The sequence below is a fragment of the Pseudomonas sp. SJZ078 genome, from assembly GCF_007828255.1.
Classification (GTDB): Bacteria; Pseudomonadota; Gammaproteobacteria; order Pseudomonadales; family Pseudomonadaceae; genus Aquipseudomonas.
Genome location: NZ_VIUG01000010.1, coordinates 69,306 through 94,671 on the forward strand (window position 1 = coordinate 69,306; position 25,366 = coordinate 94,671).

The following is a 25,366-nucleotide window of genomic DNA, read 5'->3' on the forward strand; positions in this document are numbered from 1 at the left end:
GGGCTGCTCCTTGAAAAAAAGTGCGGCAGTTTATCAACTGACGACCCGTCGCGCTGTACCGCTGAAAAAACCGTGGGCGTTTTCCGTCAGTTGGCCAACGATCCGTTGTCGCGCCTCGCGGCTGCCCCAGGCGTTGTGAGGCGTGATGATCAGGCGGGGAATATCGCCGTCCAGCAGCGGATTGCCCTGGGTCGGCGGCTCCACGCTCAGCACGTCGGTGGCCGCGCCACCCAGATGACCGCTGCGCAGGGCATCAGCCAGGGCCTTTTCATCGATCAGGCCGCCACGGGCAGTGTTGATCACGAAAGCGCCGGGCTTGAGCAGCGCCAGTTCACGCATGCCGATGAAGTGGCGGGTGTGCTCATTGAGGGGGCAGTGCAGGGTCAGGGCATCGACTTGCGACAACAGCTGATCCAGCGGCAAGCGGTCAGGGCGAGCAGGACGTCCGGGGATCTGTCCCAACAGCACGCGCATGCCGAAGGCTTCCGCCAGCCGCCCGACGGCACTGCCCAGTTCGCCGTGGCCCAGCAGGCCCAGGGTCTTGCCTTGCAGTTCGACGATGGGGTAGTCCAGCAGACAGAATTGTGAAGCCTGTTGCCAACGCCCGTCGCTCACCGCCTTCTGATAATCGGCCAGCCGCGTCGCCAGGTTCAGCAACAGCATGATCGTATGCTGGGCGACCGATGGCGTACCGTAGCCCTGGCAGTTGCACACCGTGATGCCGTGATGGCGAGCGGCCGCAAGGTCGACGTTGTTGGTGCCGGTGGCGCTGATCAGGATCAACTTCAATTCGGGGCTGGCGGCCATAGCGGCGGCATCGATCACGATCTTGTTGGTGATCGCCACGGTGGCGCCCTTGAGTCGTTCGATCACCTGGTCCGGGGTGGTTCGGGCAAACAGTTGCAGTTCATCGAAGCCATTGCGCAGCGGGGTCAGATCCAGGTCGCCGAGGTCCAGGGAAGGATGGTCGAGAAAAACGGCGCGGACGTGGTTTGTCATCAACTGTACCTTTTGTGTCAGAAGCCGAAGGCGTAAGGTGGCGAGCCTACCAGATGAATTGCAGCCGTGTGGCGAGGGGATAAATCCCCTCGCCACACGTTCGAGATTGAATAAGAAGGAGCCCGCCATGTACCTCGCTGAATTCCTCACTGTCGCCCTGATCCACCTGCTGGCGGTTGCCAGCCCCGGGCCGGACTTTGCCGTGGTGGTGCGCGAAAGCGTGACCCATGGCCGCCGCGCCGGGACCTGGACGGCGCTGGGCGTCGGCACGGCGATTTTCCTGCACGTAGGCTATTCGCTGTTGGGCATTGGGCTGATCGTGTCGCAGTCCATCGTGTTGTTCAACGCGCTGAAATGGGCCGCCGCCGCGTACCTGCTGTATATCGGCTTCAAGGCGTTGCGTGCGCAACCGGCCAAGCCGAGCGAAGAAAAGCTGCACAAGGAAGCCGGTGAACGGACCGCTCGCGGCGCATTCACCTCGGGCTTCGTCACCAATGGCCTGAACCCCAAGGCGACGCTGTTCTTCCTGTCGCTGTTCACCGTGGTGATCAACCCCCATACGCCGCTGGCGATTCAGGCCGGTTACGGTGTGTACCTGGCGGCCGCAACGGCTGCCTGGTTCTGCCTGGTGGCCATGTTGTTCAGCCAGCAGCGAGTGCGCGCCGGTTTCGCCCGCATGGGGCACTGGTTCGATCGGACCATGGGCGCGGTACTGGTTGCCATCGGTGTGAAGCTAGCGTTTACCGAAGCGCATTGACCGTCGGTTCTATCCTGATCGTTACGCCTGAAAGGGTAACGATCAGGGACGTTGGCGGGCATAGTCCAGGAAGGCCTCGATGTTATCGCTGCACAGCAACGCTGACACTGCCTTGACCTCCTCCACCGGCCATTCCCACCAGGCCGATTCCAATAGCGCCCGCCGTACCGGTTCTTCGAAGCGCCAGCGAATGAATCGACACGGGTTGCCGCCGACAACGGCGTAAGGCTCGACATCGCGGGTGACTACCGCTCCGGCGGCGACCACGGCCCCGTGGCCGATGGTCACGCCGGATAGGATCATCGCCTCGGCGCAGATCCAGCAATCGCTGCCTATCACCACGTCGCCCTTGGTCGGGTTGCTGCCGGAAATATGCCTGGCCTCGTCGATCATCAACGGGAACGGGAACGTGCTGACCCAGTCCATGCGATGCCCACCCCCCAGCAGGATTTTCACGCCTTGGGCAATCGATGTGTAGGAGCCGACCTTGAGCACCGTGTCGTCACCGAACTCGGTCACTTCGGGAATGCCATAGGTGCCCACTCCGATCTGGTATTTCGGATAGCGCAGGCGAATCTTTTCGGGTGATCGTTCCAGCTTTTCCAAACGCTTGAGGTGCTTGCGGACCTTGCGCTCCTTGAGTTTTTGCAGAAGTTTCATGGCCGGGACCTTATCGTGAAGCGTGGCAGGAGCAGCCTCTTGAATCGCTTGAAGCTGGTTTTGTTCAGGTGGCGCCATGGAATACTGCGCAGCAATTGCCAGGCCTCCTTCCGGTCTTCGATCACCGCGTATTTCAGCGCCTTGTGCACCAGCACCGTGCGGGCCGACTCGTAGGCGGGATAGTCTCGATAGGGTTCGATGGCTTGCAGGTCTGCTTCGAGCATCAACCGGTACTTTCTCGACAGGTTATTGGGGTGACGTCGATACCGCGTAACACAGATGGGAATTTCATGGATTTCGTAACCCCGATGGGCGATCCGCAGGGTGATCTGGAAATCCTGGACCCGCAACCGGGGATCATAGAATCCGGCCTCACGCAGTGCGCTCATCCGATACAGCGCCGTCGGCGCGCCGATCACGGCAGCGCAGGATGTCATCGAAGGTATATACCTGGACATGCTCTCGCTGTTGTTCCTGCAAAGAGACTATGCATCGCTTCTTCCAGGTATTTTTCGGCGTTGTAGCAAGGGGCCACGATCGACACCAGCGGCGGTGTCGACGCTTCAGGGGCTTGCTGCGCAGGCGGTTCAGTATTCATTGGGATTCGCAACTGAAGGGCAGCATCTGGATGGCCCTTTCAGGTTCATCCGCCACCGTTGTTTGTAACAGGACTGACACTTATGCTCGCCTTTGGATCCAGTCCTGGCAAGGCTTGGTATGGCATTGCGATAAATCCCATCTGGAGTGGCTCAAGGCTACTATTGGTGCGATGAATAAATCATTCCTTTGGCTGATTTGAACCGTGTATAAGCCCTCTAGAGTGCTTACCTCCAGTCACGACCATGCAGTCAGAAAAGGATTCTTATGTTGCAGACTCGCGTTATTCCTCCCGCCGAAGGCGCTTATCAATATCCACTGCTGATCAAGCGGCTGCTGATGTCCGGTGTGCGTTACGAGAAAACCCGCGAGATCGTCTACCGTGACCAGTTGCGCTACAGCTATCCGACATTGATAGAACGGGTGGCGCGGTTGGCCAACGTGCTGACCGTGGCCGGGGTCAAGGCGGGCGATACCGTGGCGGTGATGGACTGGGACAGCCATCGCTACCTGGAATGCATGTTCGCAATTCCGATGATCGGCGCAGTGATCCACACCATCAACGTGCGGCTCTCACCCGAGCAGATTGTCTACACCATGAACCACGCCGAGGACCGCTTCGTGCTGGTCAACAGCGAGTTCGTCGGGTTGTACCAAGCCATTGCCGGACACCTGACCACGGTGGAGAAGACCCTGCTGCTGACCGACCTGCCGGAGAAAACCGCCGAGCTGCCCAACCTGGTGGGCGAATACGAGCAGTTGCTGGCGGCTGCCAGCCCGGTCTACGACTTCCAGGACTTCGACGAGAACTCCGTCGCCACGACCTTCTATACCACCGGTACCACGGGCAATCCCAAGGGCGTCTACTTCACGCACCGGCAACTGGTGCTGCACTCCCTTGGAGAGGCGACCATCATGGGCGCTGTCGACAGCGTGCGCTTGCTGGGCACCAATGATGTGTACATGCCGATCACGCCGATGTTTCATGTCCATGCCTGGGGCCTGCCGTACGTGGCAACCATGCTCGGTCTCAAGCAGGTCTATCCGGGCCGCTACGACCCCGAGCTTCTGGTTCAGTTGTGGCGCAAGGAGAAGGTCAGTTTTTCCCATTGCGTACCGACCATCCTGCAGATGGTGCTCAACGCCAAGGGTGCCCAGGACACCGATTTCGGCGGCTGGAAAATCGTCATCGGCGGCAGCGCCCTGAATCGCAGCCTGTACGAAGCGGCCAAGGCCAGGGGGATCCAGCTCACCGCCGCCTATGGCATGTCGGAAACCGGCCCGTTGGTGTCCTGCGCTCACCTCAACGAGGAATTGATGGCCGGTAGCGAGGACGAACGCATCAGCTATCGGATCAAGGCCGGTGTGCCGGGCCCCTTGGTGGAGGCGGCTATCGTCGATGCCGAAGGCCGGTTCCTGCCTGCCGATGGCGAGACCCAGGGCGAATTGGTGCTGCGCGCGCCTTGGCTCACCGAAGGCTATTTCAACGAACCGCAGAAGGGTGCCGAGCTCTGGGCCGGCGGCTGGCTGCATACCGGCGATGTCGCCACGCTGGACAGCATGGGCTTTATCGACATCCGCGACCGTATCAAGGACGTGATCAAGACGGGGGGCGAGTGGGTCTCGTCCCTGGACCTGGAAGACCTCATCAGCCGTCACGTGGCGGTACGCGAAGTAGCAGTGGTGGGCATTCCCGATCCGCAGTGGGGCGAGCGCCCGTTTGCCCTGCTGGTGATTCACGACGGGCATCAGGTCGGGGCTCGCGAGCTCAAGGAACATCTCAAGCCTTTTGTCGAACAGGGACACCTGAGCAAGTGGGCGATCCCGAGCCAGATCGCCCTTGTTACGGAAATTCCCAAGACCAGCGTCGGCAAGCTCGACAAGAAACGCATCCGCGTCGACATCGCCGAATGGCAGAGCAACAACAGCGCCTTCCTGTCCACGCTTTGAGGTGGTCCTGCCGTGCCCGAAAGGGCGCGGCAGCCCCACCGAGCAAGCGCTTGCCTTGTCAAACCGCAAATTTCAGCCATCCTTGCCGTGCCGACAGGTGTCGGCCTGGCAAGGGACTGTTCCAGAGTGGTCGGGGGCTGCAAATCACACTTTAGAGGGATCAAGCCGTACTACCTGCTGGCTATAGTCCGCTCAAGGATTTTCAAGAATAGGGCACCTGCACGAACGGGCGATGCGACTTTGAATGAGTGCCGCAACCCTGCCGCTGGCCGTCGAAGACGTTCCTTGAAAATACCCCCTGCCATAACAATAAAGAACATGGAGTAGCGTCGAATGACCTCTGCAAACACGTTCTGGCGCCGGGCAAAATTGCCTCTGGCGGTCAGCCTCGCCTCTTCGCTCGCCGGGCCTGCATTCGGCGTCAGTTTCAACATCGGTGAAATCGAGGGCCAGTTCGATTCCTCCCTGTCGGTGGGGGCGAGCTGGTCCACGGCCAATGCCAACAAGGACCTGATCGGTGTCAACAATGGTGGCAGGGGCCTGTCCCAGACCTCCGATGACGGTCACTTGAATTTCAAGCGCGGGGAAACCTTCTCGAAGATCTTCAAGGGCATTCATGACCTTGAACTGAAGTACGGCGATACCGGTGTGTTCGTGCGGGGCAAGTATTGGTACGACTTCGAACTCAAGGATGAGAATCGCCTGTACAAGGACATCAGCGACAGCAACCGTAAGGAAGGCGCCAAGTCCTCCGGCGGGCAGATTCTCGATGCCTTTGTCTACCACAACTATGCCATTGCCGATCAGCCGGGCTCCGTTCGCTTGGGCAAGCAGGTGGTCAGCTGGGGTGAAAGTACCTTCATCCAGGGCGGCATCAACTCCATCAACCCGGTCGACGTGTCCGCGTTCCGTCGTCCCGGTGCCGAGATCAAGGAAGGCCTGATCCCGGTCAACATGTTCTATGTGTCCCAGAGCCTGACCGATAACCTGTCGGCCGAAGCGTTCTATCAGCTGGAGTGGGACCAGACGGTTGTCGATAACTGCGGGACGTTCTTTTCCCAGCCGGATGTGATTGCCGATGGGTGTACGGATAATCTGCGGGTGTTGAACAAGCGTTCCACGATTCCGGGTGCTGCCTTGCCGGCACTGGGCGCGTTCGGCGTGGATGTCAACGAAGAGGGTGTCCTGGTCCGCCGTGGTCCTGATCGGGACGCTCGTGATAGCGGCCAATGGGGCGCGTCCATGAAGTATATGTTCGAACCACTGGATACCGAGTTCGGTGCGTACTTCATGAACTACCACAGCCGGGCACCGATTTTCAGTGCCACAGGAGCGCCTTCACAGTTCTACACGACTCCTCTGGGACCATTGGCGGCGCTACGGCCTCTGATCGTCGCAGGGAGCTCCAATTACTTCGTTGAGTACCCAGAAGATATCCGCCTTTACGGCCTGAGTTTCTCCACGACCCTGCCTACCGGCACCGCGTGGAGCGGCGAACTGAGCTATCGCCCGAATGCGCCGGTGCAATTGAGCACCACTGACATTCTTTTCGCTGGTGTCCGTCCGATCGGAGGGCCGTTGGCTAACGCCTCGGTGCTTACGGGGGTGCCAGGCCAGGATCTGCATGGCTATCGTCGCAAAGAGATCACTCAATTCCAGACTACCTTTACCCATTTCCTCGATCAGGTCATGGGCGCCAGTCGTTTGACCCTGGTGGGTGAAATTGGTGTGACGCATGTCGGCGGCTTGGAAAGCAAATCTGAAGCCCGCTACGGTCGTGATCCCGTGTTCGGGCCGGGTCAATTGCCAAACGGCACCTGCGAAGCGCTCAACGCCTCGACCGCCGCAGGCGGCGGCCAGACTGCCGGCAACGTCAACAGCAACTGCAACAACGACGGCTTCACCACCTCCACCTCCTGGGGCTACCGTGCGCGGGCCATCTGGGAATACCCGGATGTCTTCGCCGGCGTGAACCTCAAGCCCAACGTGGCCTGGTCCCATGACGTCAAAGGCTACTCGCCGGGTCCTGGCGGCAACTTCGAGGAAGGCCGCAAGGCCGTCAGCCTCGGGCTGGATGCCGAGTACCAGAACACCTACAACGCGAGCCTGGCCTACACCAACTTCTTTGGTGGCGACTTCAGCACCGTGGACGATCGCGACTTCCTGGCGCTCAGCGTCGGCGTGACCTTCTAAGCACCGTATTTCAGGACGACACACAATGAAAATAACCAAGAGTCTGTTGCAGGTCGGCGCACTGGGATTGTCCCTGCTGGCGGCCAGCGTCATGGCCGCGGTGCCTGCGGGCGAGGCCGACAAACTGGGCAAGAGCCTGACGCCGATGGGCGCCGAGATGGCCGGTAATGCCGACGGTTCGATTTCCGCCTGGAAGCCCATGGCGAAGAATGCCGGTAGCGTGGACAGCAAGGGATTCCTCGCCGACCCCTATGCCAGCGAGAAACCGCTGTTCACCATCACCGCGCAGAACGTCGAGCAGTACAAGGACAAGCTCGCGCCGGGCCAGTACGCGATGTTCAAGCGCTACCCGGAAACCTTCAAGATGCCGGTCTATCCGACCCATCGTGGCGCCACCGTGCCGGACGAGGTATTCGCCTCCATCAAGAAGAACGCGGTCAACACCAAGCTGGTCTCCGGCGGCAACGGACTGGAGAATTTCGAGACGGCCATACCGTTCCCGATCCCCCAGAGCGGCGTCGAAGTGATCTGGAACCACATCACCCGCTATCGTGGCGGCAGCGTGACGCGCCTGGTGACCCAGGCCACGCCGCAACCCAACGGCTCCTACAGCCTGGTGTACTTCCGTGACCAGTTCGTGTTCCGCGACAAGATGAAGGATTTCGATCCGGCCAACCCCGGCAACATCCTGTTCTACTTCAAGCAGCAAGTGACCGCGCCGGCACGCCTGGCCGGTGGTGTGCTGCTGGTGCACGAAACCCTCGACCAGGTGAAGGAACCGCGTTCGGCCTGGGTCTACAACGCCGGCCAGCGTCGGGTGCGTCGTGCGCCACAGGTCTCCTATGACGGTCCGGGTACCGCTGCCGACGGCCTGCGTACCTCCGACAACCTGGACATGTACAACGGTGCGCCGGATCGCTACGACTGGAAGCTGGAAGGCAAGAAAGAGCTGTACATTGCCGCCAACAGCTACAAGATCGATTCGCCGCAACTCAAGTACGCCGACATCCTCAAGGCCGGTCACATCAACCAGGACCTGGCGCGCTATGAGTTGCGCCGGGTCTGGCATGTGACCGCGACCCTGAAGGAAGGCCAGCGCCACATCTACGCCAAGCGCGATTTCTTCATCGACGAAGACACCTGGCAGGCGGCGGTGATCGACCATTACGACGGTCGTGGCCAGCTGTGGCGCGTTGCCGAGGCCCATGCCGAGAACTACTACGACAAGCAAGTGCCGTGGTACGCCCTGGAAACCCTCTACGACCTGCAGTCCGGCCGCTACCTGGCCCTGGGCATGAAAAACGAAGAGAAATCGGCCTACGATTTCGGCTTCACCGCTACCACGGCAGACTTCACGCCGAACGCGCTGCGCCAGGACGGTATCCGCTAAAACCGCTTTACCCCGAGGCCGCATCCTCGAATAAACGCCCCGACTGGTTCGGGGCGTTTGTTTTTGTGCTGCGAACACTGCCCCTCGCCACAAAGCGGAGTTTGCAGACTCAGTCGATTTGTAGTCTTTTTGTAGCCATTTGTAGCACTCCCTTCAATACCTCTTCGTTTACAGCTAGTCTGCGGACATCTGCAACGCCGCCATCTGCATTTAAACAAGAGCCGGCCATGACCGATCTGTCTTCACTACCGGATTCTGCCCGCGCAGCCATCGCAGTACAGGACGGGCGCTTCTACCGACCGCCGCTGCCCGACGGGCATGTCGTGCGACCGCGGTTGTGCGAGCGTTTGAGTGCGGGGCTTGGCGGTCGACTGCTGTTGGTCAGTGCGCCGGCGGGGTTCGGCAAAAGCTCCCTGGCAGTGGAGTTCTGCCAGAGCCTGCCGGTCCATTGGCAAAACCTCTGGTTGGGACTCAACGCCCGGGACAATGATCCGGGACGTTTCCTGGAGCGGCTGCTCGAAGGGCTCCAGGCGCTCTTTCCACAGTTGGGCGGCCGGGCAGCGGGGCTGCTGAAGATGCGTCAGCGTCACCAACCCTTCGCGTTCGAAGAGTGGCTCGACGGCCTGCTGGATGAGTTGACCAGCCACCTGACGCTGCGCAACCCCTTGCTGCTGGTGCTCGACGATTACCACCTGGCCCAAGGCCCCGTACTGGATCGTTGCCTGCAGTTTTTCCTCAACCACCTGCCCGACGGCTTGCTGGTGCTGGTCACCAGTCGCCAGCGGCCGAACTGGCATCTGGCGCGCCTGCGCCTGTCGCGGCAATTGCTCGAGCTGAATGAACAGGACCTGCGCCTGACCCATGGCGAAGCCCTGACACTGCTCGAGCACCACAGCAGCTCGTTGCGTGGTGAAGCGCTGGAAAACCTCATCCAGCGCAGCGAAGGCTGGGTCGCCGGGCTGCGTTTCTGGTTGCTGGCCGCCTCCGAAGCCGGTTCCGAGGGCCGGCTGCCCCAGGCGCTGCACGGTGGGGAAGGGTTGATCCGCGATTATCTGCTCGAAGAAGTCATCGATTGCCTGCCTGCCGAGGTGCAGGCCTTTCTCTACGACACCGCGCCACAGGATCGTTTTTGCAGCGAACTGTGCGATGCGGTGCGCGAAGCCCATGACAGCGCCGAAATCCTGCAATACCTGGCGGCCCATCAGGTATTCCTGGTGCCCCTGGACGAACACGGTCACTGGTATCGCTATCACCACTTGTTCTCCGATCTGTTGCGCAGCCGCCCCAGCGCACCGGCCATGGTGCCGGCCGCGACCCTGCACTTGCGCGCCTGCCGCTGGTTCAACGCCCAGGGCCTGATCGATGAAGCCGTGGAGCAGGCGTTGCGGGCCGGGCACCTGGATGTGGCGGCGAACCTGGTGCAGACCCTTTCGGAAGAGCAACTGCTGGCCGAGCAGAACGTCGGCATGTTGCTGCGCTGGAAGATGGACTTGCCCGATAGCCTGCTCATCAGCACCCCAAGGTTGATCGTGCTCTACAGCTGGGCGCTGGGTCTGGCCTGTCAGCTGGATGCCGCCGAAGAACTGGCCGCCCACCTGAGCCGCTTCCTGCCGGCACCGTCGGCCACCGCGCAGAAATCCATGCTTGCCCAATGGCTGGCCCTGAGCGGGATCGTCGCCCGTGGCCGTGGGGACCGTGAAGCCACGGTACGTTATTGCACCGAAGCCCTGGAAAGCCTGCCGCAAAAACGCTACGGCCAACGCTTGATGTGCCTGTCCACGCTGTCGAACCTGGCGATTGCCGACGGTGACCTGTGGCGCGCCCGTGGCTTGAACCGCGACTCCCTGGAACTGGCGCAGCGGGTCGGCAACCCCTTGTTCGAAGCCCTGGCCCACTACGATCGCGCCCGGGTCCTGCAGGCGCGGGGAGAGATCCTGCGGGCGCTGGATGAAGTGCGCCAGGGCTTGCAACGTTTGCACGGGCTCTCGCCCCAGCGGCTTTATGCGGTACGGGCACGCTTGACCCTGTACGAGGGTTTCCTGCTGACCCTGCGCATGCAACCCCAGGCCGGGTTGGCGCGGTTGCAGGCCGGCCTTACCGAAGCACGTGCCTGCCGCGACATCAGCGTGCTGCTGGGGCATTGCGTGATCGCCCGTATCGAAGGCAGCCATGGCGAGTTCGCCCGAGCCTTTGCCGAACTGGCCGAAGCCGAGCGCCTGATGCACATCTGGGATGTTCCGCCGATCTATTACCTGGCGATGATCACCCTGGTCAAATGCGAGCTCTGGCTGGCCCAGGGCCGCACCGAACTGGCTGAAGCCTGGTTGGCGCGGCTGGGGCGAACCTACACCGGCGAACAGGCCGCTGCTCCGCCGGAGTTCCACCCGCAACTGCCGCTGCATGTCGAGTTGCAACAGGCGCTGCTGGAATCCATCCTGGGCCAACCGATGCTGGCGGAAGGGCGGCTCAATGCCCTGCTTGAACACGGCCAGCAAACCGGCCGGCAAATGCTCAGCGTGATGGCCCTCAACCAGAAAGTCGCCTTGTTGCTGAGCCTTGGCCGCGAGCCGGCGGCCCGCAGTACCCTGGCCCAGGCTTTCGAAGCCGCTGACGGCGGAGTGCTGCAACCGTTCGAATGGCTGCTGGGCGACGAACATCGTGAATGGCTGCGCGAGCAATTGCTGCACGCACCCCCCAGCGCCTTGTGCCAGAATCTGCTCGAACGCCTGCCGACGTCGACGCAACCGGCCGACTCCCCGGCACCTGTCGAAAGCCTCAGCAGCCGCGAACGGGCGGTGCTGCAACTGATTGCTCAGGGCTGTTCCAACCAGGAAATCAGCGAGCAGCTGTTCATCTCGCTGCACACCGTCAAGACCCACGCCAGCCATATCAACAGCAAGCTTGGCGTGGAGCGTCGCACCCAGGCCGTGGCGAGGGCGAAGGAGCTGGGGTTGTTGGGCTGAGCGTCCAGCGCTGCAGAACCATCCGCCACAAAAGCCAGCCCGTAAAGGAAGGACTCGATGTTACCCCGGTACAAAACCATCCAATCTCCGGTCGGCCAACTGATCCTCGTCGCCCGGGACGCAAGACTCGCCGCCATCCTGTGGGAAAACGAGCGACTCAACCGTGTGCGCCTGGGGCCCTTGGAGGAAGACATCCATCATCCGGTGCTCCAGGAAACCGAGCGTCAACTGATGGAATATTTCGCCGGCCAGCGGCGCCGTTTCGAGCTGGAACTGGACTTCGCCGGCACTGATTTCCAGAAACGGGTCTGGCAGGCATTGCTGACCATTCCCTTCGGCGAGACCCACAGTTACCGCGACATTGCCATCCAGATCGGCCAGCCGACCGCTGTTCGGGCGGTGGGCGCAGCCAACGGCCGGAATCCTATTTCGATCATTGCTCCGTGCCACCGCGTCATCGGTACTTCCGGCAACCTCACCGGTTTCGCCGGCGGGCTGGCAGCCAAGCAATTGCTGCTTAGCCTCGAAGGTCAGCAGAGCCTTCAATTGGCGTTCTGACCTCAACGGACAGGCCTCACCGATGGAAAACCTGTGCCCATGAAAAAGCCCGCCCGATCACAGAATCGGGCGGGCTTCAGGTGTGGCTTGCAGCTTACTTTTTCAAACCGTAATGCTCATCGAGCATGCCGGGCGAATTCGGGGTCTTGGGCGCGTAGTCCCGAGGTGGCTCCTGGTCCCTTGGTGGGGTCAGGCGTTCCCGTGGAGCCTGCGCCGAGTCGGCGTGCAGGGCGGCCAGCAGGCGCTGGCGAGTCTGTTCGTCCAGGGCCAGGCGATTGGCGCCCTCGGACAAATGATCCTGAACATCCTGGTAGCTCTGGGTGAGTTTCTTCACCAGAGAAGCGGTGGCGTTGAAGTGGGTGACCACCTCATTCTGATAACTGTCGAAACGTTCCTGAATGTCGTCCAGCTGACGTTGCGTGCTGTTGGGCACCGCGTTGGGCAGCAGTCGGGCAAGCAGGAATCCAATGGCGACACCGGCAACCAGGGCAAGAGTCGGCAACAACCAAACTAAGAGCGAGTGTTCCACGAGTCCTTCCTCTATAAACGGCTTTGCTTTACGTTAACGGCTCGGACCTGCGCTGTATACCGCGAAGAACATCGCAATCATGCCAGGCACAGACTTTTAGCTAGACGAGTCGACCCTATTCGGGGTCACGGAGTTCTTTCCCTTGCTTATGCGCGAAACCCCTGTAGTCATCGAAGGCCCGGTGGGCCAACTGGAAGCCTTGTACCTGGACAGCGAGGCGCCCCGTGGCCTGGCGCTGATCTGCCACCCGAACCCGGTGCAGGGCGGGACCATGCTCAATAAGGTGGTCTCGACCCTGCAACGCACAGCCCGGGATGCCGGCCTGGTCACATTGCGTTTCAATTATCGTGGTGTAGGCGCGAGTGCCGGTAGCCATGACATGGGGACTGGTGAAGTAGACGACGCCGAGGCCGCCGCAGCGTGGCTGCGGGAAAAACACCCGCAACTGCCCTTGAGCCTCTTCGGGTTTTCCTTCGGCGGTTTCGTCGCTGCCAGCCTGGGTGGGCGGCTCGAAGCCCAGGAGCAATCGCTCAAGCACCTGTTCATGGTGGCCCCGGCGGTGATGCGCCTGGACGATCAGTCGCCTTTGGCGATGCGTGGCGAATTGACGGTGATCCAACCGGAAAATGATGAAGTCGTCGATCCCCAACTGGTCTACGATTGGTCCGATGCGCTCCAACGTCCCCATGAGCTGCTGAAAGTGGCAGAATGCGGGCACTTTTTTCATGGCAAGCTGACCGATCTCAAGGATCTGCTCCTGCCGCGTCTTTCGAATTGACAGCAGTCTGACAAGCGATAATCCATGACGACTCGTACCCGTATCCTGACCGGTATCACCACCACTGGCACACCGCACCTGGGCAACTACGCCGGCGCCATCCGCCCGGCGATTCTCGCCAGCCGCGACAGCAATGCCGATTCGTTCTACTTCCTGGCCGACTACCACGCCCTGATCAAATGCGATGACCCGCTACGCATCCAGCGTTCGCGCCTGGAAATCGCCGCGACCTGGCTGGCCGGCGGCCTGGACGTGGACCGCGTGACCTTTTATCGCCAGTCCGATATCCCCGAGATCCCGGAACTGACCTGGCTGCTGACCTGCGTCGCCGCCAAGGGCCTGCTCAATCGCGCCCATGCCTACAAGGCGTCGGTGGACAAGAACGTCGAGACCGGCGAAGACCCGGATGCCGGCATCACCATGGGCCTGTACAGCTACCCGGTACTGATGGCCGCTGACATCCTGATGTTCAATGCCCACAAGGTGCCGGTCGGTCGCGACCAGATCCAGCACGTGGAAATGGCCCGGGATATCGGCCAGCGCTTCAACCACCTGTTTGGCCAGGGCAAGGAGTTTTTCACCATGCCCGAAGCGCTGATCGAAGAAAGCGTCGCCACGCTGCCGGGGCTCGATGGCCGCAAGATGTCCAAGAGCTACGACAACACCATTCCGTTGTTCAGCAGCGCCAAGGACATGAAGGACGCGATTTCGCGGATCGTCACCGACTCCCGTGCCCCGGGCGAAGCGAAGGATCCGGATAACTCGCACCTGTTCACGCTGTTCCAGGCCTTCGCCACCCCGGCCCAGTCAGCCGAATTCCGCAGCGAGCTGTTGCAGGGCCTGGGTTGGGGCGAAGCGAAGAATCGTCTGTTCCAGTTGCTCGACAGCGAGCTGGGTGAAGCCCGCGAGCGTTATCACCAGTTGATCGAGCGTCCGTCGGACCTCGAAGACATCCTGCAGTTGGGCGCGAAAAAAGCCCGCGCGGTGGCGACGCCGTTCCTCAACGAACTGCGTGAAGCCGTTGGCCTGCGTTCGTTCGTCAGCCAGGTCCAGGTGGCGGCCAGCACGAAGAAGAAAGCTGCCAAGGCTGCGCGCTTCGTCAGCTTTCGCGAAGAGGACGGCAGTTTCCGCTTCCGGCTATTGTCAGCGGATGGAGAAGAACTGCTCTTGTCGAGTCGTTTTGAAGATGGCAAGACGGCTGGTCGAGTGACCAAAGTCCTGCAACTTGGCGAAGTGTATGAAGTACACAGTGAAGAACGTGGCTTTCGTGTCTGGATGCTCGGTGAGTATATAGGTGAAAGCCCGGTATTCGCCGACAGTGCGGCAAGGGACGCTGCTATTGAGGCGTTGCACACTGCGCTGAAGCCAGCCCAGGAATAAATCAGCGGCACGACTCGGATAAGGGCCGATTGCCATTCCTGCGGGCCGTCGCTACAGTGACGGCCCGTTTTTGTTGCCTTGCTAACGAATATGACCCCCCTAGAACGATATCAAGCTGATCTGAAACGCCCGGAGTTCTTCCACGACGCAGCCCAGGAAACGGCAGTGCGGCATTTGCAGCGCCTGTACGACGACCTGATCGCCGCGTCGAACAACAAGCCGGGCTTGTTGGGAAAACTGTTCGGCAAGAAGGAACTGGCCCCGGTCAAGGGCCTGTACTTCTGGGGTGGCGTCGGCCGTGGCAAGACCTACCTGGTGGATACCTTCTTCGAGGCGCTGCCGTTCAAGGAAAAGACCCGCACGCACTTCCACCGCTTCATGAAGCGCGTGCACGAAGAGATGAAGACCCTGGGGGGCGAGAAGAACCCATTGACCATCATCGCCAAGCGTTTCGCCAATGAAACGCGGGTGATCTGCTTCGATGAATTTTTCGTGTCCGACATCACCGACGCCATGATCCTTGGCACCTTGATGGAAGAGCTGTTCAAGAACGGCGTGACCCTGGTCGCCACGTCGAACATCGTACCGGACGGCTTGTACAAGGATGGCCTGCAACGGGCGCGCTTCCTGCCGGCCATTGCGTTGATCAAGGAACACACCGAAATCGTCAACGTCGACAGCGGCGTCGACTATCGTCTGCGCCATCTCGAACAGGCGGAGCTGTTCCATTACCCTCTGGATGCCGCTGCCGAGGAAAGCCTGCGCAAGAGCTTCCGCGCCCTGACCCCGGAATGCACCCAGGCGGTCGAAAACGATGTGCTGATGATCGAGAATCGCGAGATTCGCGCCATCCGCACCTGCGACGATGTGGCCTGGTTCGATTTCCGTGAGCTGTGCGACGGCCCTCGCAGCCAGAACGACTACATCGAGCTGGGCAAGATTTTTCATGCCGTGCTGCTCAGCGGCGTTGAGCAAATGAGCGTCACCACCGACGACATCGCCCGTCGCTTCATCAACATGGTGGACGAGTTCTACGACCGTAACGTGAAGCTGATCATCTCGGCCGAAGTCGAACTCAAGGACCTCTACACCGGTGGTCGCCTGACGTTCGAATTCCAGCGCACGCTGAGTCGTCTGTTGGAAATGCAGTCCCACGAGTTCCTGTCGCGGGCGCATAAGCCGTAAGCGTTTCTAAACATAAAGGCCTGCATATGCAGGCCTTTATGTTTGTGGGAGCGGGCTTGCTCGCGAAAGCGGTTTGTCAGGCAATACATGTGTGGCTGATACACCGCTTTCGCGAGCAAGCCCGCTCCCACAGAGGGTTGCGTTCAGCTCCTTTCACGCCGCCTGCTGAAATTGCTGCCGATACTGGTTCGGCGACAGGTCGGTGTGCTGCCGGAACAGCCGTGCAAAGAAGCTCGCATCGTCGTAGCCCACTTCGTAGCTGATGGTCTTGATGCTCTTGCGGCTGCCGGACAGCAGGCCCTTGGCGGTTTCGATGCGCAGTCGCTGCAGGTAATGCAGTGGTTTGTCACCGGTGGCGGTTTGGAAGCGGCGCATGAAATTGCGAATGCTCATGCCGTGTTCCCGGGCGACGTCTTCGAAACGGAATTTGTCGGCGAAATGTTCTTCGAGCCAGTGCTGGATCTGCAGGATGATCACGTCCTGATGGAGTTTCTGCCCGCCGAAACCGATCCTGCCCGGCGAATAATTGCGCTGCACTTCATACAGGATATCCCGTGCCACGCCCTGGGCGATGTTGGCGCCGCAGAAGCGTTCGATGAGGTAAATGTAGAGGTCGCACACCGAGGTCGTGCCGCCGGCGCAGAACAGATTGTCGGCGTCGGTCAGGTGCTTGTCCTGATTAAGGTGTACCTGGGGAAAGCGCTCCCTGAAGGCGTTGAAAAAGCGCCAGTAGGTGGTGGCTTCCTTGCCATCGAGCAACCCGGCTTCGGCCAGCCAGAACACGCCCGTGGCTTCGCCGCACAGCACGGCGCCGCGAGCGTGCTGTTCCCGCAGCCAGGGCAGGACCTGGGGATAGCGTTGGCAGAGGGTGGGGAAGTCATCCCAGAAGGCCGGCAGGATAATCACATCGGTATTTTCCAGGCCGCCATCCACCGGCATGATCACTTCGCTGAAGCTGTTCACCGGTTTGCCGTCGGGGCTGACCAGGCGGATTTCGAACGCCGGTGTCAGGCCTTGGCCCAGTTGCTTGCCGTAGCGCAGGCTGGCCAGGTGGAAGAAGTCCTTGGCCTGCATGAGGGTGAAAGCGAAAACCCGGTCGACTGCCAGGATGCTGACGCGCCGCAAGGGCGTGGAGGAATGCATAGACATGATTTCATCTTGTTTTTATAGGGGAAAGTGGTCACCAGACGGCTGGATCGTCTTATTTTTTGTCGGATGTGTCCAGTGTCCGATGGTACCTCCCGGGCTTAGGCTCTCGGATGACCCCGCCCAACAATAAGCAAAGGTGCGCCATGATCCCGAGAACCCTGTTCAGTCCCGAGCACGAATTGTTTCGCGACAGCGTGCGAACGTTCCTGGAAAAGGAGGCCGTGCCGTACCACAGTCAGTGGGAAAAACAGGGGCATGTCGATCGCCGGCTCTGGAACAAGGCGGGGGAGGCGGGGATGCTGTGTTCGCATCTGCCGCAAGCCTATGGCGGGCTCGATGCGGATTTCCTCTACAGTACGGTGGTAATCGAGGAGATCGGCCGCCTGGGGCTGACGGGCATCGGCTTCTCACTGCATTCGGATATCGTTGCGCCGTACATCCTGCATTATGGCAGCGAAGTGTTGAAGCATAAGTACCTGCCGAAACTGGTCTCCGGCGAAATGGTCACGGCCATCGCCATGACCGAACCCGGCGCCGGTTCTGACCTGCAAGGGGTGAAAACCACCGCGGTACTGGACGGCGATGAATACGTCATCAACGGTTCGAAGACCTTCATCACCAATGGTTTTCTCGCCGACCTGGTGATCGTGGTCGCCAAGACCGATCCGAAAGCCGGCGCCAAGGGCACCAGCCTGTTCCTGGTGGAGGCGGGCACGCCTGGTTTTGAAAAGGGCAAGCGCCTGGAAAAAGTCGGAATGAAGGCCCAGGACACGTCGGAGTTGTTTTTCCAGGATGTCCGCGTGCCCAAGGGAAATCTGCTTGGGCAGGCTGGGGCGGGTTTCGCCTACCTGATGCAGGAGCTACCCCAGGAACGCCTGACCGTCGCGATTGGCGGCCTGGCCTCGGCCGAAGCGGCGTTGCAATGGACCTTGGACTACACCCGCGACCGCAAGGCGTTCGGCAAATCCATCGCGGATTTCCAGAACACTCGCTTCAAGCTGGCGGAGATGGCCACCGAGATCCAGATCGGCCGGGTTTTCGTCGACCGCTGCCTGGAGCTCCACCTGCAAGGCAAGCTCGACGTGCCGACGGCGGCGATGGCCAAGTACTGGGGCACGGACCTGCAATGCAAGGTGCTCGACGAATGCGTGCAGTTGCATGGCGGCTACGGCTTCATGTGGGAGTATCCGATTGCCCGGGCATGGGCGGATGCCCGGGTGCAGCGGATCTATGCGGGGACCAATGAAATCATGAAGGAGATCATTGCGCGGTCGCTTTGATCCAGGGTGAATTCAAGATCGTCTTCGTGAGCAAGCCCGCTCCCACAGGAATCCGTGTCGATCACAAAAAGAGTGTTCAGACGCAAATTCCCTGTGGGAGCGGGCTTGCTCGCGAAGACTTTTTACCGGCCGATCAAGGCGCAGGGTTCGGATGATCCTTGTGAATCGCCTCGATCCCCGCCAGCACTTCGTCCGACAGCTTCAGGTCGAAGCTGGCAATGTTGCTGTCCAGTTGCTCCAGCGTCGTGGCGCCGATGATGTTACTGGTCACGAACGGTTGTTGTGTGACGAACGCCAGGGCCATCTGCGCCGGGTCCAGGCCATGTTCGCGGGCCAGCGCCACATAACGGCTGCACGCCGCTTCCGACTGTGGATTGAAGTAGCGCATGAAGCGGCTATAGAGCGTCAGGCGGCCCTTGGCCGGCCGTGCGCCGTCTTCATATTTACCCGACAGGAAGCCGAACGCCAGCGGTGAGTAGGCCAGCAGCCCGCACTGTTCGCGAAGGGCGACTTCCGCCAGGCCGATCTCGAAGCTGCGGTTGAGCAGGTTGTACGGGTTCTGGATCGACACCGCTCGCGGCCAGCCCCGGGCCTCGGCCAGGGCGAGGAATTTCATGGTGCCCCACGGCGTCTCGTTGGACAGGCCGATATGGCGGATCTTGCCGGCCCGGACCTGTTCGTCGAGGGCCTCGAGGGTTTCTTCCAGTGGGGTGAACGCTTCATCGGTCTTGTGCTTGTAGCCCAGTTGCCCGAAGAAATTGGTGCTGCGTTCCGGCCAGTGCAACTGGTAGAGATCGATCCAGTCGGTCTGCAGGCGCTTGAGGCTGGCGTCCAGGGCTTCGACGATGTGCCGGCGGTTGTGCTTGAGCTGCTTGTCGCGGATGTAGTCGATGGTGTTGCCGGGGCCAGCGATCTTGCTCGCCAGGATCCAGTCGGCACGGTCGCCACGGCTCTTGAAATAGTTGCCGATGTAGCGCTCGGTGGTGGCATAAGTCTCGGCCTTGGGTGGGACCGGATACATCTCGGCGGTGTCGAGGAAATTGATGCCGGCGCCCTTGGCGCGCTCGATCTGGGCGAAAGCCTCGGCCTCACTGTTCTGCTCGCCCCAGGTCATGGTTCCGAGGCACAGGGCGCTCACGTTCAGATCGGTACGGCCTAGCTGGCGATAGTCCATCGGGGGGCTCCTTGGGCAAAACAATCATAAAAGCAGGTTGAAATATTTTTCGCAATCTGCATAATTGCGCACCTCTTTCTGCAGTGGAAGTGATGCCCCGCCGCCGAAGAATCTTGCCGTTGAACGGACGCGCCGACCCGAGCCCCCGAAAGCGTCTGTATCCGGCTGCCTTTGACTTGTCAAAGTACGCACTATTCAGTAAGATCCGCCGTCTAATTTACAGGGCGGCCCCTGAGGCTATAAAGAATGAAAACTTTTACTGCTAAACCGGAAACAGTACAGCGCGACTGGTTCGTCGTCGACGCTGCTGGTCAGACCCTGGGTCGTCTGGCCACCGAAATCGCGAGCCGTCTGCGTGGCAAGCACAAGCCTGAGTACACCCCTCATGTTGACACCGGTGACTACATCGTCGTGATCAACGCTGAGCAAGTACGTGTTACTGGCGCTAAAACCACTGACAAAATGTACTACTCCCACTCCGGTTTTCCGGGCGGCATCAAGTCGATCAACTTTGAAAAGCTGATCGCCAAGGCCCCTGAGCGCGTGATCGAGACCGCGGTTAAAGGCATGCTGCCTAAGAACCCGCTGGGTCGCGACATGTATCGTAAGCTGAAGGTTTATGCGGGCGCTGCTCACCCTCATACTGCTCAGCAGCCCCAAGAACTGAAGTTTTAACGGAATAGTTCATTATGTCGGCGACTCAAAATTACGGCACTGGCCGTCGCAAGACTGCAACCGCACGCGTTTTCCTGCGTCCGGGCACTGGTAACATCTCCATCAACAACCGCTCCCTGGATAACTTCTTCGGCCGCGAAACTGCCCGCATGGTAGTTCGTCAGCCGCTGGAACTGACCGAGACCGTCGAAAAATTCGACATCTACGTCACCGTTATCGGTGGTGGTGTAAGTGGCCAGGCTGGCGCAATCCGCCACGGTATCACTCGCGCCCTGATGGACTACGACGAAACCCTGCGTAGCGCCCTGCGCAAAGCTGGCTTCGTGACTCGCGACGCTCGCGAAGTTGAACGTAAGAAAGTCGGTCTGCGTAAAGCGCGTAAGCGTCCGCAGTACTCGAAGCGTTAATTTCGCTTCCGCTTTCAAAAGGCGCCCAGTTTCCTCACGGAGCTGGGCGTTTTTTTATGTGCGAAATAAATGCTCTGTGACAACTTGCCACATTCGTAGAGCCCCTATACTACAAGGCTTGGCGGTACAGCCGCTTGGTAATTACCTTGTCAGAATTGGGGGTTTTCATTACCATTCGGCAAAATTTTTATAAGTTCAGATTTTTACTTAGTAGACGCCTGATCTAACAGGCCACAAAGCTGATGGGAGAGGACTGAATGAGCAATGACGGCGTGAATGCAGGCCGGCGTCGCTTCCTGGTAGCAGCCACATCCGTGGTGGGTGCTGCAGGAGCGGTGGGGGCTGCGGTCCCGTTCGTGGGGTCATGGTTTCCCAGTGCCAAGGCGAAAGCTGCAGGTGCACCGGTGAAAGTGAATATCAGCAAGATCGAGCCAGGCCAGCAGATGATTGCTGAATGGCGCGGCCAGCCGGTGTTCATCGTCCGCCGTACAGAGGAAATCCTGGGGAATCTGAAAAAGATCGAGGGCCAGCTGTCCGATCCCTCTTCCAAGAACTCGGTCCAACCGGAATATGTCAATCCAGAAACGCGTTCGATCAAGCCGGAAATCCTGCTGCTGATCGGGATCTGCACGCACCTGGGTTGCTCGCCCACGTTCCGTCCCGAAGTGGCCCCTGCCGATCTGGGCAAGGACTGGGTCGGTGGCTACTTCTGCCCTTGTCACGGCTCCCATTACGACCTGGCCGGTCGCGTCTACAAATCGCAACCTGCACCTCTGAACCTGCCAGTTCCCCCGCATTCCTATGAGACCGATGAGCTTATTATCATTGGCGTCGACACGGAGAAAGCGTGATGAGCAAATTCATGGATTGGGTTGATGCGCGCTTCCCCGCGACCAAGATGTGGGAAGACCATCTCAGCAAATATTACGCTCCGAAAAACTTCAACTTCTTCTACTTCTTTGGCTCCCTGGCGCTGCTCGTTCTGGTCAACCAGATCGTCACCGGTGTCTGGCTGACCATGAGCTACACCCCGTCGGCGGAAGAAGCATTCGCTTCCGTCGAATACATCATGCGCGACGTCGAGTACGGGTCGATCCTGCGCCTGCTGCACTCCACTGGCGCGTCGGCGTTCTTCATCGTGGTCTACCTGCACATGTTCCGTGGCCTGCTCTACGGTTCGTACCAGAAACCCCGTGAGCTGGTGTGGGTATTCGGCATGCTGATCTACCTGGCGCTGATGGCCGAAGCCTTCATGGGTTACCTGCTGCCTTGGGGCCAGATGTCCTACTGGGGCGCCCAGGTGATCATCTCGCTGTTCGGTGCGATCCCGGTCATCGGCAACGACCTGACCCAGTGGATCCGTGGTGACTACCTGATCTCGGGCATCACCCTGAACCGCTTCTTCGCCCTGCATGTGGTAGCCCTGCCGATCGTGATCCTCGGCCTGGTGGTGCTGCACATCCTGGCGCTGCACGAAGTCGGTTCGAACAACCCCGATGGTGTGGACATCAAGAAGCACAAGGACGAAAACGGTGTACCGCTGGATGGCATCGCCTTCCATCCGTACTACACCGTGAAAGATATCGTCGGCGTGGTGGTGTTCCTGTTCATCTTCTGCTCCATCGTGTTTTTCTTCCCTGAGATGGGCGGCTACTTCCTCGAGAAGCCGAACTTCGAACAGGCGAACGCCTTCAAGACGCCTGAGCACATTGCCCCGGTCTGGTACTTCACGCCGTTCTACGCCATTTTGCGGGCGATCCCGGACAAGTTGATGGGCGTTATCGCCATGGGCGCGGCCATCGCCGTGTTGTTCGTCCTGCCGTGGCTGGACCGCAGTCCCGTCAAGTCGATGCGCTACAAGGGCTGGCTGAGTAAGATCTGGCTGGTGGTGTTCTGCATCTCGTTCATGATCCTCGGTGTGCTGGGCGTATTGGCGCCGACACCGGAGCGTACGCTGCTCTCGCAGGTGTGCACCTTCCTGTACTTCGCCTACTTCATTCTGATGCCGTTCTATACCCGGCTCGAGAAGACAAAACCGGTTCCGGAAAGGGTGACTGGCTGATGAAAAAACTATTTGCTGTACTGATTCTTGCTGCCATGCCGGTCTTGTCCTTCGCGGCCGAACACGGTGGTCCGGAGTTGGAAAAAGTCGACATTGACGTTTCCGACAAAGCCGCCATGCAGGACGGCGCTCGTACGTTCGCCAACTACTGCATGGGTTGCCACAGTGCCAAGTTCCAGCGTTACGAGCGCGTGGCCGATGACCTGGGTATTCCCCATGAGCTGATGCTCGAGAAACTGGTGTTCACCGGCGCCAAGCTGGGCGACCACATGACCATCGGCATGCAGCCGGCGGACGCCAAGACCTGGTTCGGCGCTGCGCCGCCCGACCTGACCCTGGTGGCCCGTGTGCGCGGTACCGACTGGCTCTATGGCTACCTGCGTTCGTTCTATGAGGATCCTGCGCGTCCATGGGGCGTGAACAACAAGGTCTTCCCGAACGTCGGCATGCCGAACGTCCTGGTCGGCCTGCAGGGGCGTCAGGTGGTAGGCTGCAAACAGGTGCAGGTCGTCGAGCACGGCAAGAAGCAATACGATCCGTTGACCGGTACCGCGTTGACTCACGAAGCCTGTGATCAGTTGACCATCGTACCGAACAGCGGCACCTTGACCCCTGAGCAGTTCGACGAGAAGGTCAAGAACCTGGTGACCTTCCTGGCCTACTCGGCCAACCCGGTGAAGCTGCAACATCAGCGCATCGGTACGTATGTATTGCTGTACCTGGCGTTCTTCTTCGTATTCGCTTATCTGCTCAAGCGTGAATACTGGAAAGACGTACATTGATAAAGCTGTAAGCCGTTGTTGTTAATCGTGCGCGCCCAAGGGCGTCTCTGAAGGTGTAACGAGCCTGGTCAGCCAGGTGTTACGGGAGACGCCCTCTGGGCGCGCTCGTTTTTCTTTTCTAAAATTTCAACAAGCGAGGAGGATCGCCATGGGCGTGACCAATCGGTTGGCCTGTTACTCCGACCCCGCCGACCACTATTCCCACCGGGTACGTATCGTACTGGCAGAAAAGGGTGTCAGCGCCGAGATCATCTACGTCGAGGCTGGTCGCCAGCCGCCGAAGCTGATCGAGGTGAACCCCTACGGCAGCCTGCCCACGCTGGTCGATCGTGACCTGGCATTGTGGGAGTCGACGGTGGTGATGGAATATCTGGATGAGCGTTATCCGCATCCGCCCTTGCTGCCGGTTTACCCTGTGGCGCGTGCCAACAGCCGCTTGCTGATCCATCGCATCCAGCGTGACTGGTGCGGGTTGGTGGATCTGATCCTGGATCCGCGGACCAAGGAACCGGCACGGGTCGTGGCGCGCAAGGAGTTGCGTGAAAGCCTGACGGGCGTGTCGCCGCTGTTCACCGACAAGCCGTTTTTCCTCAGTGAGGAACAAAGTCTGGTGGATTGCTGCCTATTGCCCATACTCTGGCGTTTGCCGATTCTGGGTATCGAACTGCCGCGGCCCGCCAAGCCGCTGCTTGATTATATGGAGCGCCAATTTGCGCGTGAGACTTTCCAGGCGAGTCTGTCTGGCGTCGAACGCGACATGCGCTAAGGCTTAGGGAGCCGCTATGAACTCCAGTCGACCTTATCTGGTCCGCGCGCTCTACGAGTGGATTGTGGACAACGATTGCACCCCGCACATGCTGGTCAATGCCGAGTATCCATCGGTACAGGTGCCGCAGGGGTTTGCCAATGACGGGCAAATTGTCCTGAATGTTTCGCCGGCTGCGGTGCGCCATCTGCACATGGACAACGATGCCGTGAGCTTCGAAGGCCGCTTCGGCGGTGTGCCGCATACGCTGTATGTGCCTATCGCGTCGATCCTGGGGATTTATGCCCGGGAGAATGGCCAGGGCATGGTGTTTGAGCTGGAAGCGCCACTGGATGGCGAGGAAGAGTACGAGGTGGATGATGATCTGCCGCCACCGGATGATGAGCCGCCGCGGCCTAGTGGGCGGCCTAGTCTTAAGGTGGTGAAGTAGGGCTTGAGGTACATATCCATTCCTGCGGTAACGGCTGCTTACGGTTCCGCCCTGACGGCGGGTTACTTTTGGCAAACGCCGGAATGCCGGCCCAGCCCAAAGTAACCAAAAGGTCTGTGCCCCACCACTGGGCACCTCGCCAAGGCGAGGTGTTCCCTCACTCCGGCATTGCTCCGTGGGCCCGCCGCGAAGGGCCATCCATGGCCCAGCGCGGCTAACCCGGCATCCATGCCGGGTTGCCCACTACGCAACGCCTGCGTTCGGCCCTTGTGGTTAACGGGGCGTTCAAGATCAAAAGCCAAAGCCAAAGCCAAAGCCAAAGCGAGGCGGTCTTATAGCCGACCTGTCTCCCGGTCGTAACTACAATCCAACTGTGGGAGCGGGCTTGCTCGCGAAGAGGCCGTGCCAGTCGCCATAAGTATTGCTGACCCACCGCCTTCGCGAGCAAGCCCGCTCCCACAGAGATTTTCAGTAAACACAAAGCTTGTACCCACCTCAGATTCTTGTGGGAGCGAGCCTGCTCGCGATGGCGTCAGGTCAGCAGCATTGATATTGGCTGACACACTGCCATGGCGAGCAGGTTTTGCTCCCGCAGAGATTTTCAATAAACACAAAGCTTGTACCCACCTCAGATTCTTGTGGGAGCGAGCCTGCTCGCGATGGCGTCAGGTCAGCAGCATTGATATTGGCTGACACACTGCC

At 60.0% G+C, this 25,366-nt stretch carries 22 protein-coding genes and 1 pseudogene; 17 read left to right on the top strand and 6 right to left on the bottom strand.

The window, feature by feature from the left end:
• Positions 1 to 33: 33 nt before the first annotated feature.
• Complete coding sequence (locus tag FBY02_RS11910; RefSeq protein ID WP_144927636.1) at positions 34 to 999, bottom strand: 2-hydroxyacid dehydrogenase; 966 nt, start codon at positions 997 to 999, stop codon at positions 34 to 36.
• A 127-nt stretch (positions 1,000 to 1,126) separates the two neighbouring features.
• On the opposite strand from FBY02_RS11910, the gene FBY02_RS11915 reads away from it, so the two are divergent.
• Positions 1,127 to 1,756 (top strand): LysE family translocator, encoded by a 630-nt coding sequence (locus tag FBY02_RS11915; RefSeq protein WP_144927639.1) that lies wholly within the window; start codon positions 1,127 to 1,129, stop codon positions 1,754 to 1,756.
• Between the two features lie 42 nt (positions 1,757 to 1,798).
• Here FBY02_RS11915 and FBY02_RS11920 read toward each other — a convergent pair whose 3' ends face one another.
• Positions 1,799 to 2,416: a CatB-related O-acetyltransferase gene (locus FBY02_RS11920; protein ID WP_144927642.1), complete on the bottom strand. Its 618-nt coding sequence runs from the start codon at positions 2,414 to 2,416 to the stop codon at positions 1,799 to 1,801.
• Positions 2,413 to 2,896, bottom strand: a pseudogene (locus tag FBY02_RS11925) (glycosyltransferase family 2 protein); the annotation flags it as partial. The gene FBY02_RS11920 and the pseudogene FBY02_RS11925, both read right to left, overlap by 4 nt.
• Positions 2,897 to 3,280: 384 nt before the next feature.
• On the opposite strand from FBY02_RS11925, the gene FBY02_RS11930 reads away from it, so the two are divergent.
• The 5 genes from FBY02_RS11930 to FBY02_RS11950 all read left to right on the top strand — a co-directional run bounded on the left by FBY02_RS11930 (position 3,281) and on the right by FBY02_RS11950 (position 12,067).
• Entirely contained in the window at positions 3,281 to 4,963 is a 1,683-nt protein-coding gene (locus FBY02_RS11930) for a fatty acid--CoA ligase (protein WP_144927645.1), read from the top strand.
• 333 nt (positions 4,964 to 5,296) lie between these two features.
• On the top strand, positions 5,297 to 7,156 hold the full coding sequence (locus FBY02_RS11935) for a DUF1302 domain-containing protein (RefSeq protein WP_144927647.1): 1,860 nt from the start codon (positions 5,297 to 5,299) through the stop codon (positions 7,154 to 7,156).
• Positions 7,157 to 7,181: 25 nt separating this feature from the next.
• Positions 7,182 to 8,546 (top strand): DUF1329 domain-containing protein, encoded by a 1,365-nt coding sequence (locus tag FBY02_RS11940; protein WP_047701372.1) that lies wholly within the window; start codon positions 7,182 to 7,184, stop codon positions 8,544 to 8,546.
• Between the two features lie 227 nt (positions 8,547 to 8,773).
• Positions 8,774 to 11,509, top strand: coding sequence for a LuxR C-terminal-related transcriptional regulator (locus FBY02_RS11945; RefSeq protein WP_144927650.1), 2,736 nt, complete (start codon positions 8,774 to 8,776; stop codon positions 11,507 to 11,509).
• Between the two features lie 57 nt (positions 11,510 to 11,566).
• Positions 11,567 to 12,067 (top strand): methylated-DNA--[protein]-cysteine S-methyltransferase, encoded by a 501-nt coding sequence (locus tag FBY02_RS11950; RefSeq protein ID WP_144927653.1) that lies wholly within the window; start codon positions 11,567 to 11,569, stop codon positions 12,065 to 12,067.
• 94 nt (positions 12,068 to 12,161) lie between these two features.
• On the opposite strand, the gene FBY02_RS11955 is transcribed toward FBY02_RS11950, so the two are convergent.
• Complete coding sequence (locus tag FBY02_RS11955) at positions 12,162 to 12,596, bottom strand: YhcB family protein (RefSeq protein WP_144927655.1); 435 nt, start codon at positions 12,594 to 12,596, stop codon at positions 12,162 to 12,164.
• 148 nt (positions 12,597 to 12,744) lie between these two features.
• Here FBY02_RS11955 and FBY02_RS11960 point away from each other — a divergent pair, with 148 nt between their 5' ends.
• From FBY02_RS11960 to zapE, 3 genes are all read left to right on the top strand, one after another.
• The gene (locus FBY02_RS11960) at positions 12,745 to 13,374 is read left to right on the top strand and encodes an alpha/beta hydrolase (protein ID WP_144927839.1); all 630 of its coding nucleotides are present in this window, start codon (positions 12,745 to 12,747) and stop codon (positions 13,372 to 13,374) included.
• A 24-nt stretch (positions 13,375 to 13,398) separates the two neighbouring features.
• Positions 13,399 to 14,754, top strand: coding sequence for a tryptophan--tRNA ligase (locus FBY02_RS11965; protein WP_144927657.1), 1,356 nt, complete (start codon positions 13,399 to 13,401; stop codon positions 14,752 to 14,754).
• 90 nt (positions 14,755 to 14,844) lie between these two features.
• Positions 14,845 to 15,939 (top strand): cell division protein ZapE, encoded by a 1,095-nt coding sequence (gene zapE, locus FBY02_RS11970; protein ID WP_144927659.1) that lies wholly within the window; start codon positions 14,845 to 14,847, stop codon positions 15,937 to 15,939.
• Between the two features lie 153 nt (positions 15,940 to 16,092).
• Here zapE and FBY02_RS11975 read toward each other — a convergent pair whose 3' ends face one another.
• The gene (locus FBY02_RS11975) at positions 16,093 to 16,989 is read right to left on the bottom strand and encodes a GlxA family transcriptional regulator (protein ID WP_178111836.1); all 897 of its coding nucleotides are present in this window, start codon (positions 16,987 to 16,989) and stop codon (positions 16,093 to 16,095) included.
• Positions 16,990 to 17,231: 242 nt separating this feature from the next.
• Here FBY02_RS11975 and FBY02_RS11980 point away from each other — a divergent pair, with 242 nt between their 5' ends.
• The gene (locus FBY02_RS11980; RefSeq protein ID WP_144927663.1) at positions 17,232 to 18,368 is read left to right on the top strand and encodes an acyl-CoA dehydrogenase family protein; all 1,137 of its coding nucleotides are present in this window, start codon (positions 17,232 to 17,234) and stop codon (positions 18,366 to 18,368) included.
• A 133-nt stretch (positions 18,369 to 18,501) separates the two neighbouring features.
• Here FBY02_RS11980 and FBY02_RS11985 read toward each other — a convergent pair whose 3' ends face one another.
• On the bottom strand, positions 18,502 to 19,542 hold the full coding sequence (locus tag FBY02_RS11985; protein ID WP_144927665.1) for an NADP(H)-dependent aldo-keto reductase: 1,041 nt from the start codon (positions 19,540 to 19,542) through the stop codon (positions 18,502 to 18,504).
• Positions 19,543 to 19,788: 246 nt separating this feature from the next.
• On the opposite strand from FBY02_RS11985, the gene rplM reads away from it, so the two are divergent.
• The 7 genes from rplM to FBY02_RS12020 all read left to right on the top strand — a co-directional run bounded on the left by rplM (position 19,789) and on the right by FBY02_RS12020 (position 24,664).
• Positions 19,789 to 20,217 carry a 50S ribosomal protein L13 gene (gene rplM / locus FBY02_RS11990; RefSeq protein WP_024781110.1) on the top strand — a complete coding sequence of 143 codons (429 nt, stop codon included), beginning with the start codon at positions 19,789 to 19,791 and terminating at the stop codon, positions 20,215 to 20,217.
• 14 nt (positions 20,218 to 20,231) lie between these two features.
• A complete protein-coding gene (gene rpsI, locus FBY02_RS11995; protein ID WP_003228056.1) occupies positions 20,232 to 20,624 on the top strand; it encodes a 30S ribosomal protein S9 in 393 nt (130 codons plus the stop codon).
• Positions 20,625 to 20,881: 257 nt separating this feature from the next.
• Positions 20,882 to 21,475 carry a ubiquinol-cytochrome c reductase iron-sulfur subunit gene (petA, locus tag FBY02_RS12000; protein WP_144927668.1) on the top strand — a complete coding sequence of 198 codons (594 nt, stop codon included), beginning with the start codon at positions 20,882 to 20,884 and terminating at the stop codon, positions 21,473 to 21,475.
• On the top strand, positions 21,475 to 22,686 hold the full coding sequence (locus tag FBY02_RS12005; RefSeq protein ID WP_047701362.1) for a cytochrome bc complex cytochrome b subunit: 1,212 nt from the start codon (positions 21,475 to 21,477) through the stop codon (positions 22,684 to 22,686). Before petA ends, FBY02_RS12005 begins: the two co-directional genes overlap by 1 nt.
• A complete protein-coding gene (locus FBY02_RS12010) occupies positions 22,686 to 23,468 on the top strand; it encodes a cytochrome c1 (protein WP_041020584.1) in 783 nt (260 codons plus the stop codon). The genes FBY02_RS12005 and FBY02_RS12010 overlap by 1 nt, the downstream gene beginning before the upstream one ends.
• A 148-nt stretch (positions 23,469 to 23,616) precedes the next feature.
• Positions 23,617 to 24,234, top strand: coding sequence for a glutathione S-transferase N-terminal domain-containing protein (locus tag FBY02_RS12015; protein ID WP_144927671.1), 618 nt, complete (start codon positions 23,617 to 23,619; stop codon positions 24,232 to 24,234).
• A 16-nt stretch (positions 24,235 to 24,250) separates the two neighbouring features.
• Positions 24,251 to 24,664: a ClpXP protease specificity-enhancing factor gene (locus FBY02_RS12020; protein ID WP_041020582.1), complete on the top strand. Its 414-nt coding sequence runs from the start codon at positions 24,251 to 24,253 to the stop codon at positions 24,662 to 24,664.
• Positions 24,665 to 25,366 lie beyond the last annotated feature (702 nt).

Coding starts and splice junctions, on each gene's coding strand:
- FBY02_RS11910 (WP_144927636.1), bottom strand. CDS start 999: ATGACAAACCACGTCCGCGCCGTTTTTCTCGACCATCCTTCCCTGGAC.
- FBY02_RS11915 (WP_144927639.1), top strand. CDS start 1,127: ATGTACCTCGCTGAATTCCTCACTGTCGCCCTGATCCACCTGCTGGCG.
- FBY02_RS11920 (WP_144927642.1), bottom strand. CDS start 2,416: ATGAAACTTCTGCAAAAACTCAAGGAGCGCAAGGTCCGCAAGCACCTC.
- FBY02_RS11930 (WP_144927645.1), top strand. CDS start 3,281: ATGTTGCAGACTCGCGTTATTCCTCCCGCCGAAGGCGCTTATCAATAT.
- FBY02_RS11935 (WP_144927647.1), top strand. CDS start 5,297: ATGACCTCTGCAAACACGTTCTGGCGCCGGGCAAAATTGCCTCTGGCG.
- FBY02_RS11940 (WP_047701372.1), top strand. CDS start 7,182: ATGAAAATAACCAAGAGTCTGTTGCAGGTCGGCGCACTGGGATTGTCC.
- FBY02_RS11945 (WP_144927650.1), top strand. CDS start 8,774: ATGACCGATCTGTCTTCACTACCGGATTCTGCCCGCGCAGCCATCGCA.
- FBY02_RS11950 (WP_144927653.1), top strand. CDS start 11,567: ATGTTACCCCGGTACAAAACCATCCAATCTCCGGTCGGCCAACTGATC.
- FBY02_RS11960 (WP_144927839.1), top strand. CDS start 12,745: ATGCGCGAAACCCCTGTAGTCATCGAAGGCCCGGTGGGCCAACTGGAA.
- FBY02_RS11965 (WP_144927657.1), top strand. CDS start 13,399: ATGACGACTCGTACCCGTATCCTGACCGGTATCACCACCACTGGCACA.
- zapE (WP_144927659.1), top strand. CDS start 14,845: ATGACCCCCCTAGAACGATATCAAGCTGATCTGAAACGCCCGGAGTTC.
- FBY02_RS11980 (WP_144927663.1), top strand. CDS start 17,232: ATGATCCCGAGAACCCTGTTCAGTCCCGAGCACGAATTGTTTCGCGAC.
- FBY02_RS11985 (WP_144927665.1), bottom strand. CDS start 19,542: ATGGACTATCGCCAGCTAGGCCGTACCGATCTGAACGTGAGCGCCCTG.
- rplM (WP_024781110.1), top strand. CDS start 19,789: ATGAAAACTTTTACTGCTAAACCGGAAACAGTACAGCGCGACTGGTTC.
- rpsI (WP_003228056.1), top strand. CDS start 20,232: ATGTCGGCGACTCAAAATTACGGCACTGGCCGTCGCAAGACTGCAACC.
- petA (WP_144927668.1), top strand. CDS start 20,882: ATGAGCAATGACGGCGTGAATGCAGGCCGGCGTCGCTTCCTGGTAGCA.
- FBY02_RS12005 (WP_047701362.1), top strand. CDS start 21,475: ATGAGCAAATTCATGGATTGGGTTGATGCGCGCTTCCCCGCGACCAAG.
- FBY02_RS12010 (WP_041020584.1), top strand. CDS start 22,686: ATGAAAAAACTATTTGCTGTACTGATTCTTGCTGCCATGCCGGTCTTG.
- FBY02_RS12015 (WP_144927671.1), top strand. CDS start 23,617: ATGGGCGTGACCAATCGGTTGGCCTGTTACTCCGACCCCGCCGACCAC.
- FBY02_RS12020 (WP_041020582.1), top strand. CDS start 24,251: ATGAACTCCAGTCGACCTTATCTGGTCCGCGCGCTCTACGAGTGGATT.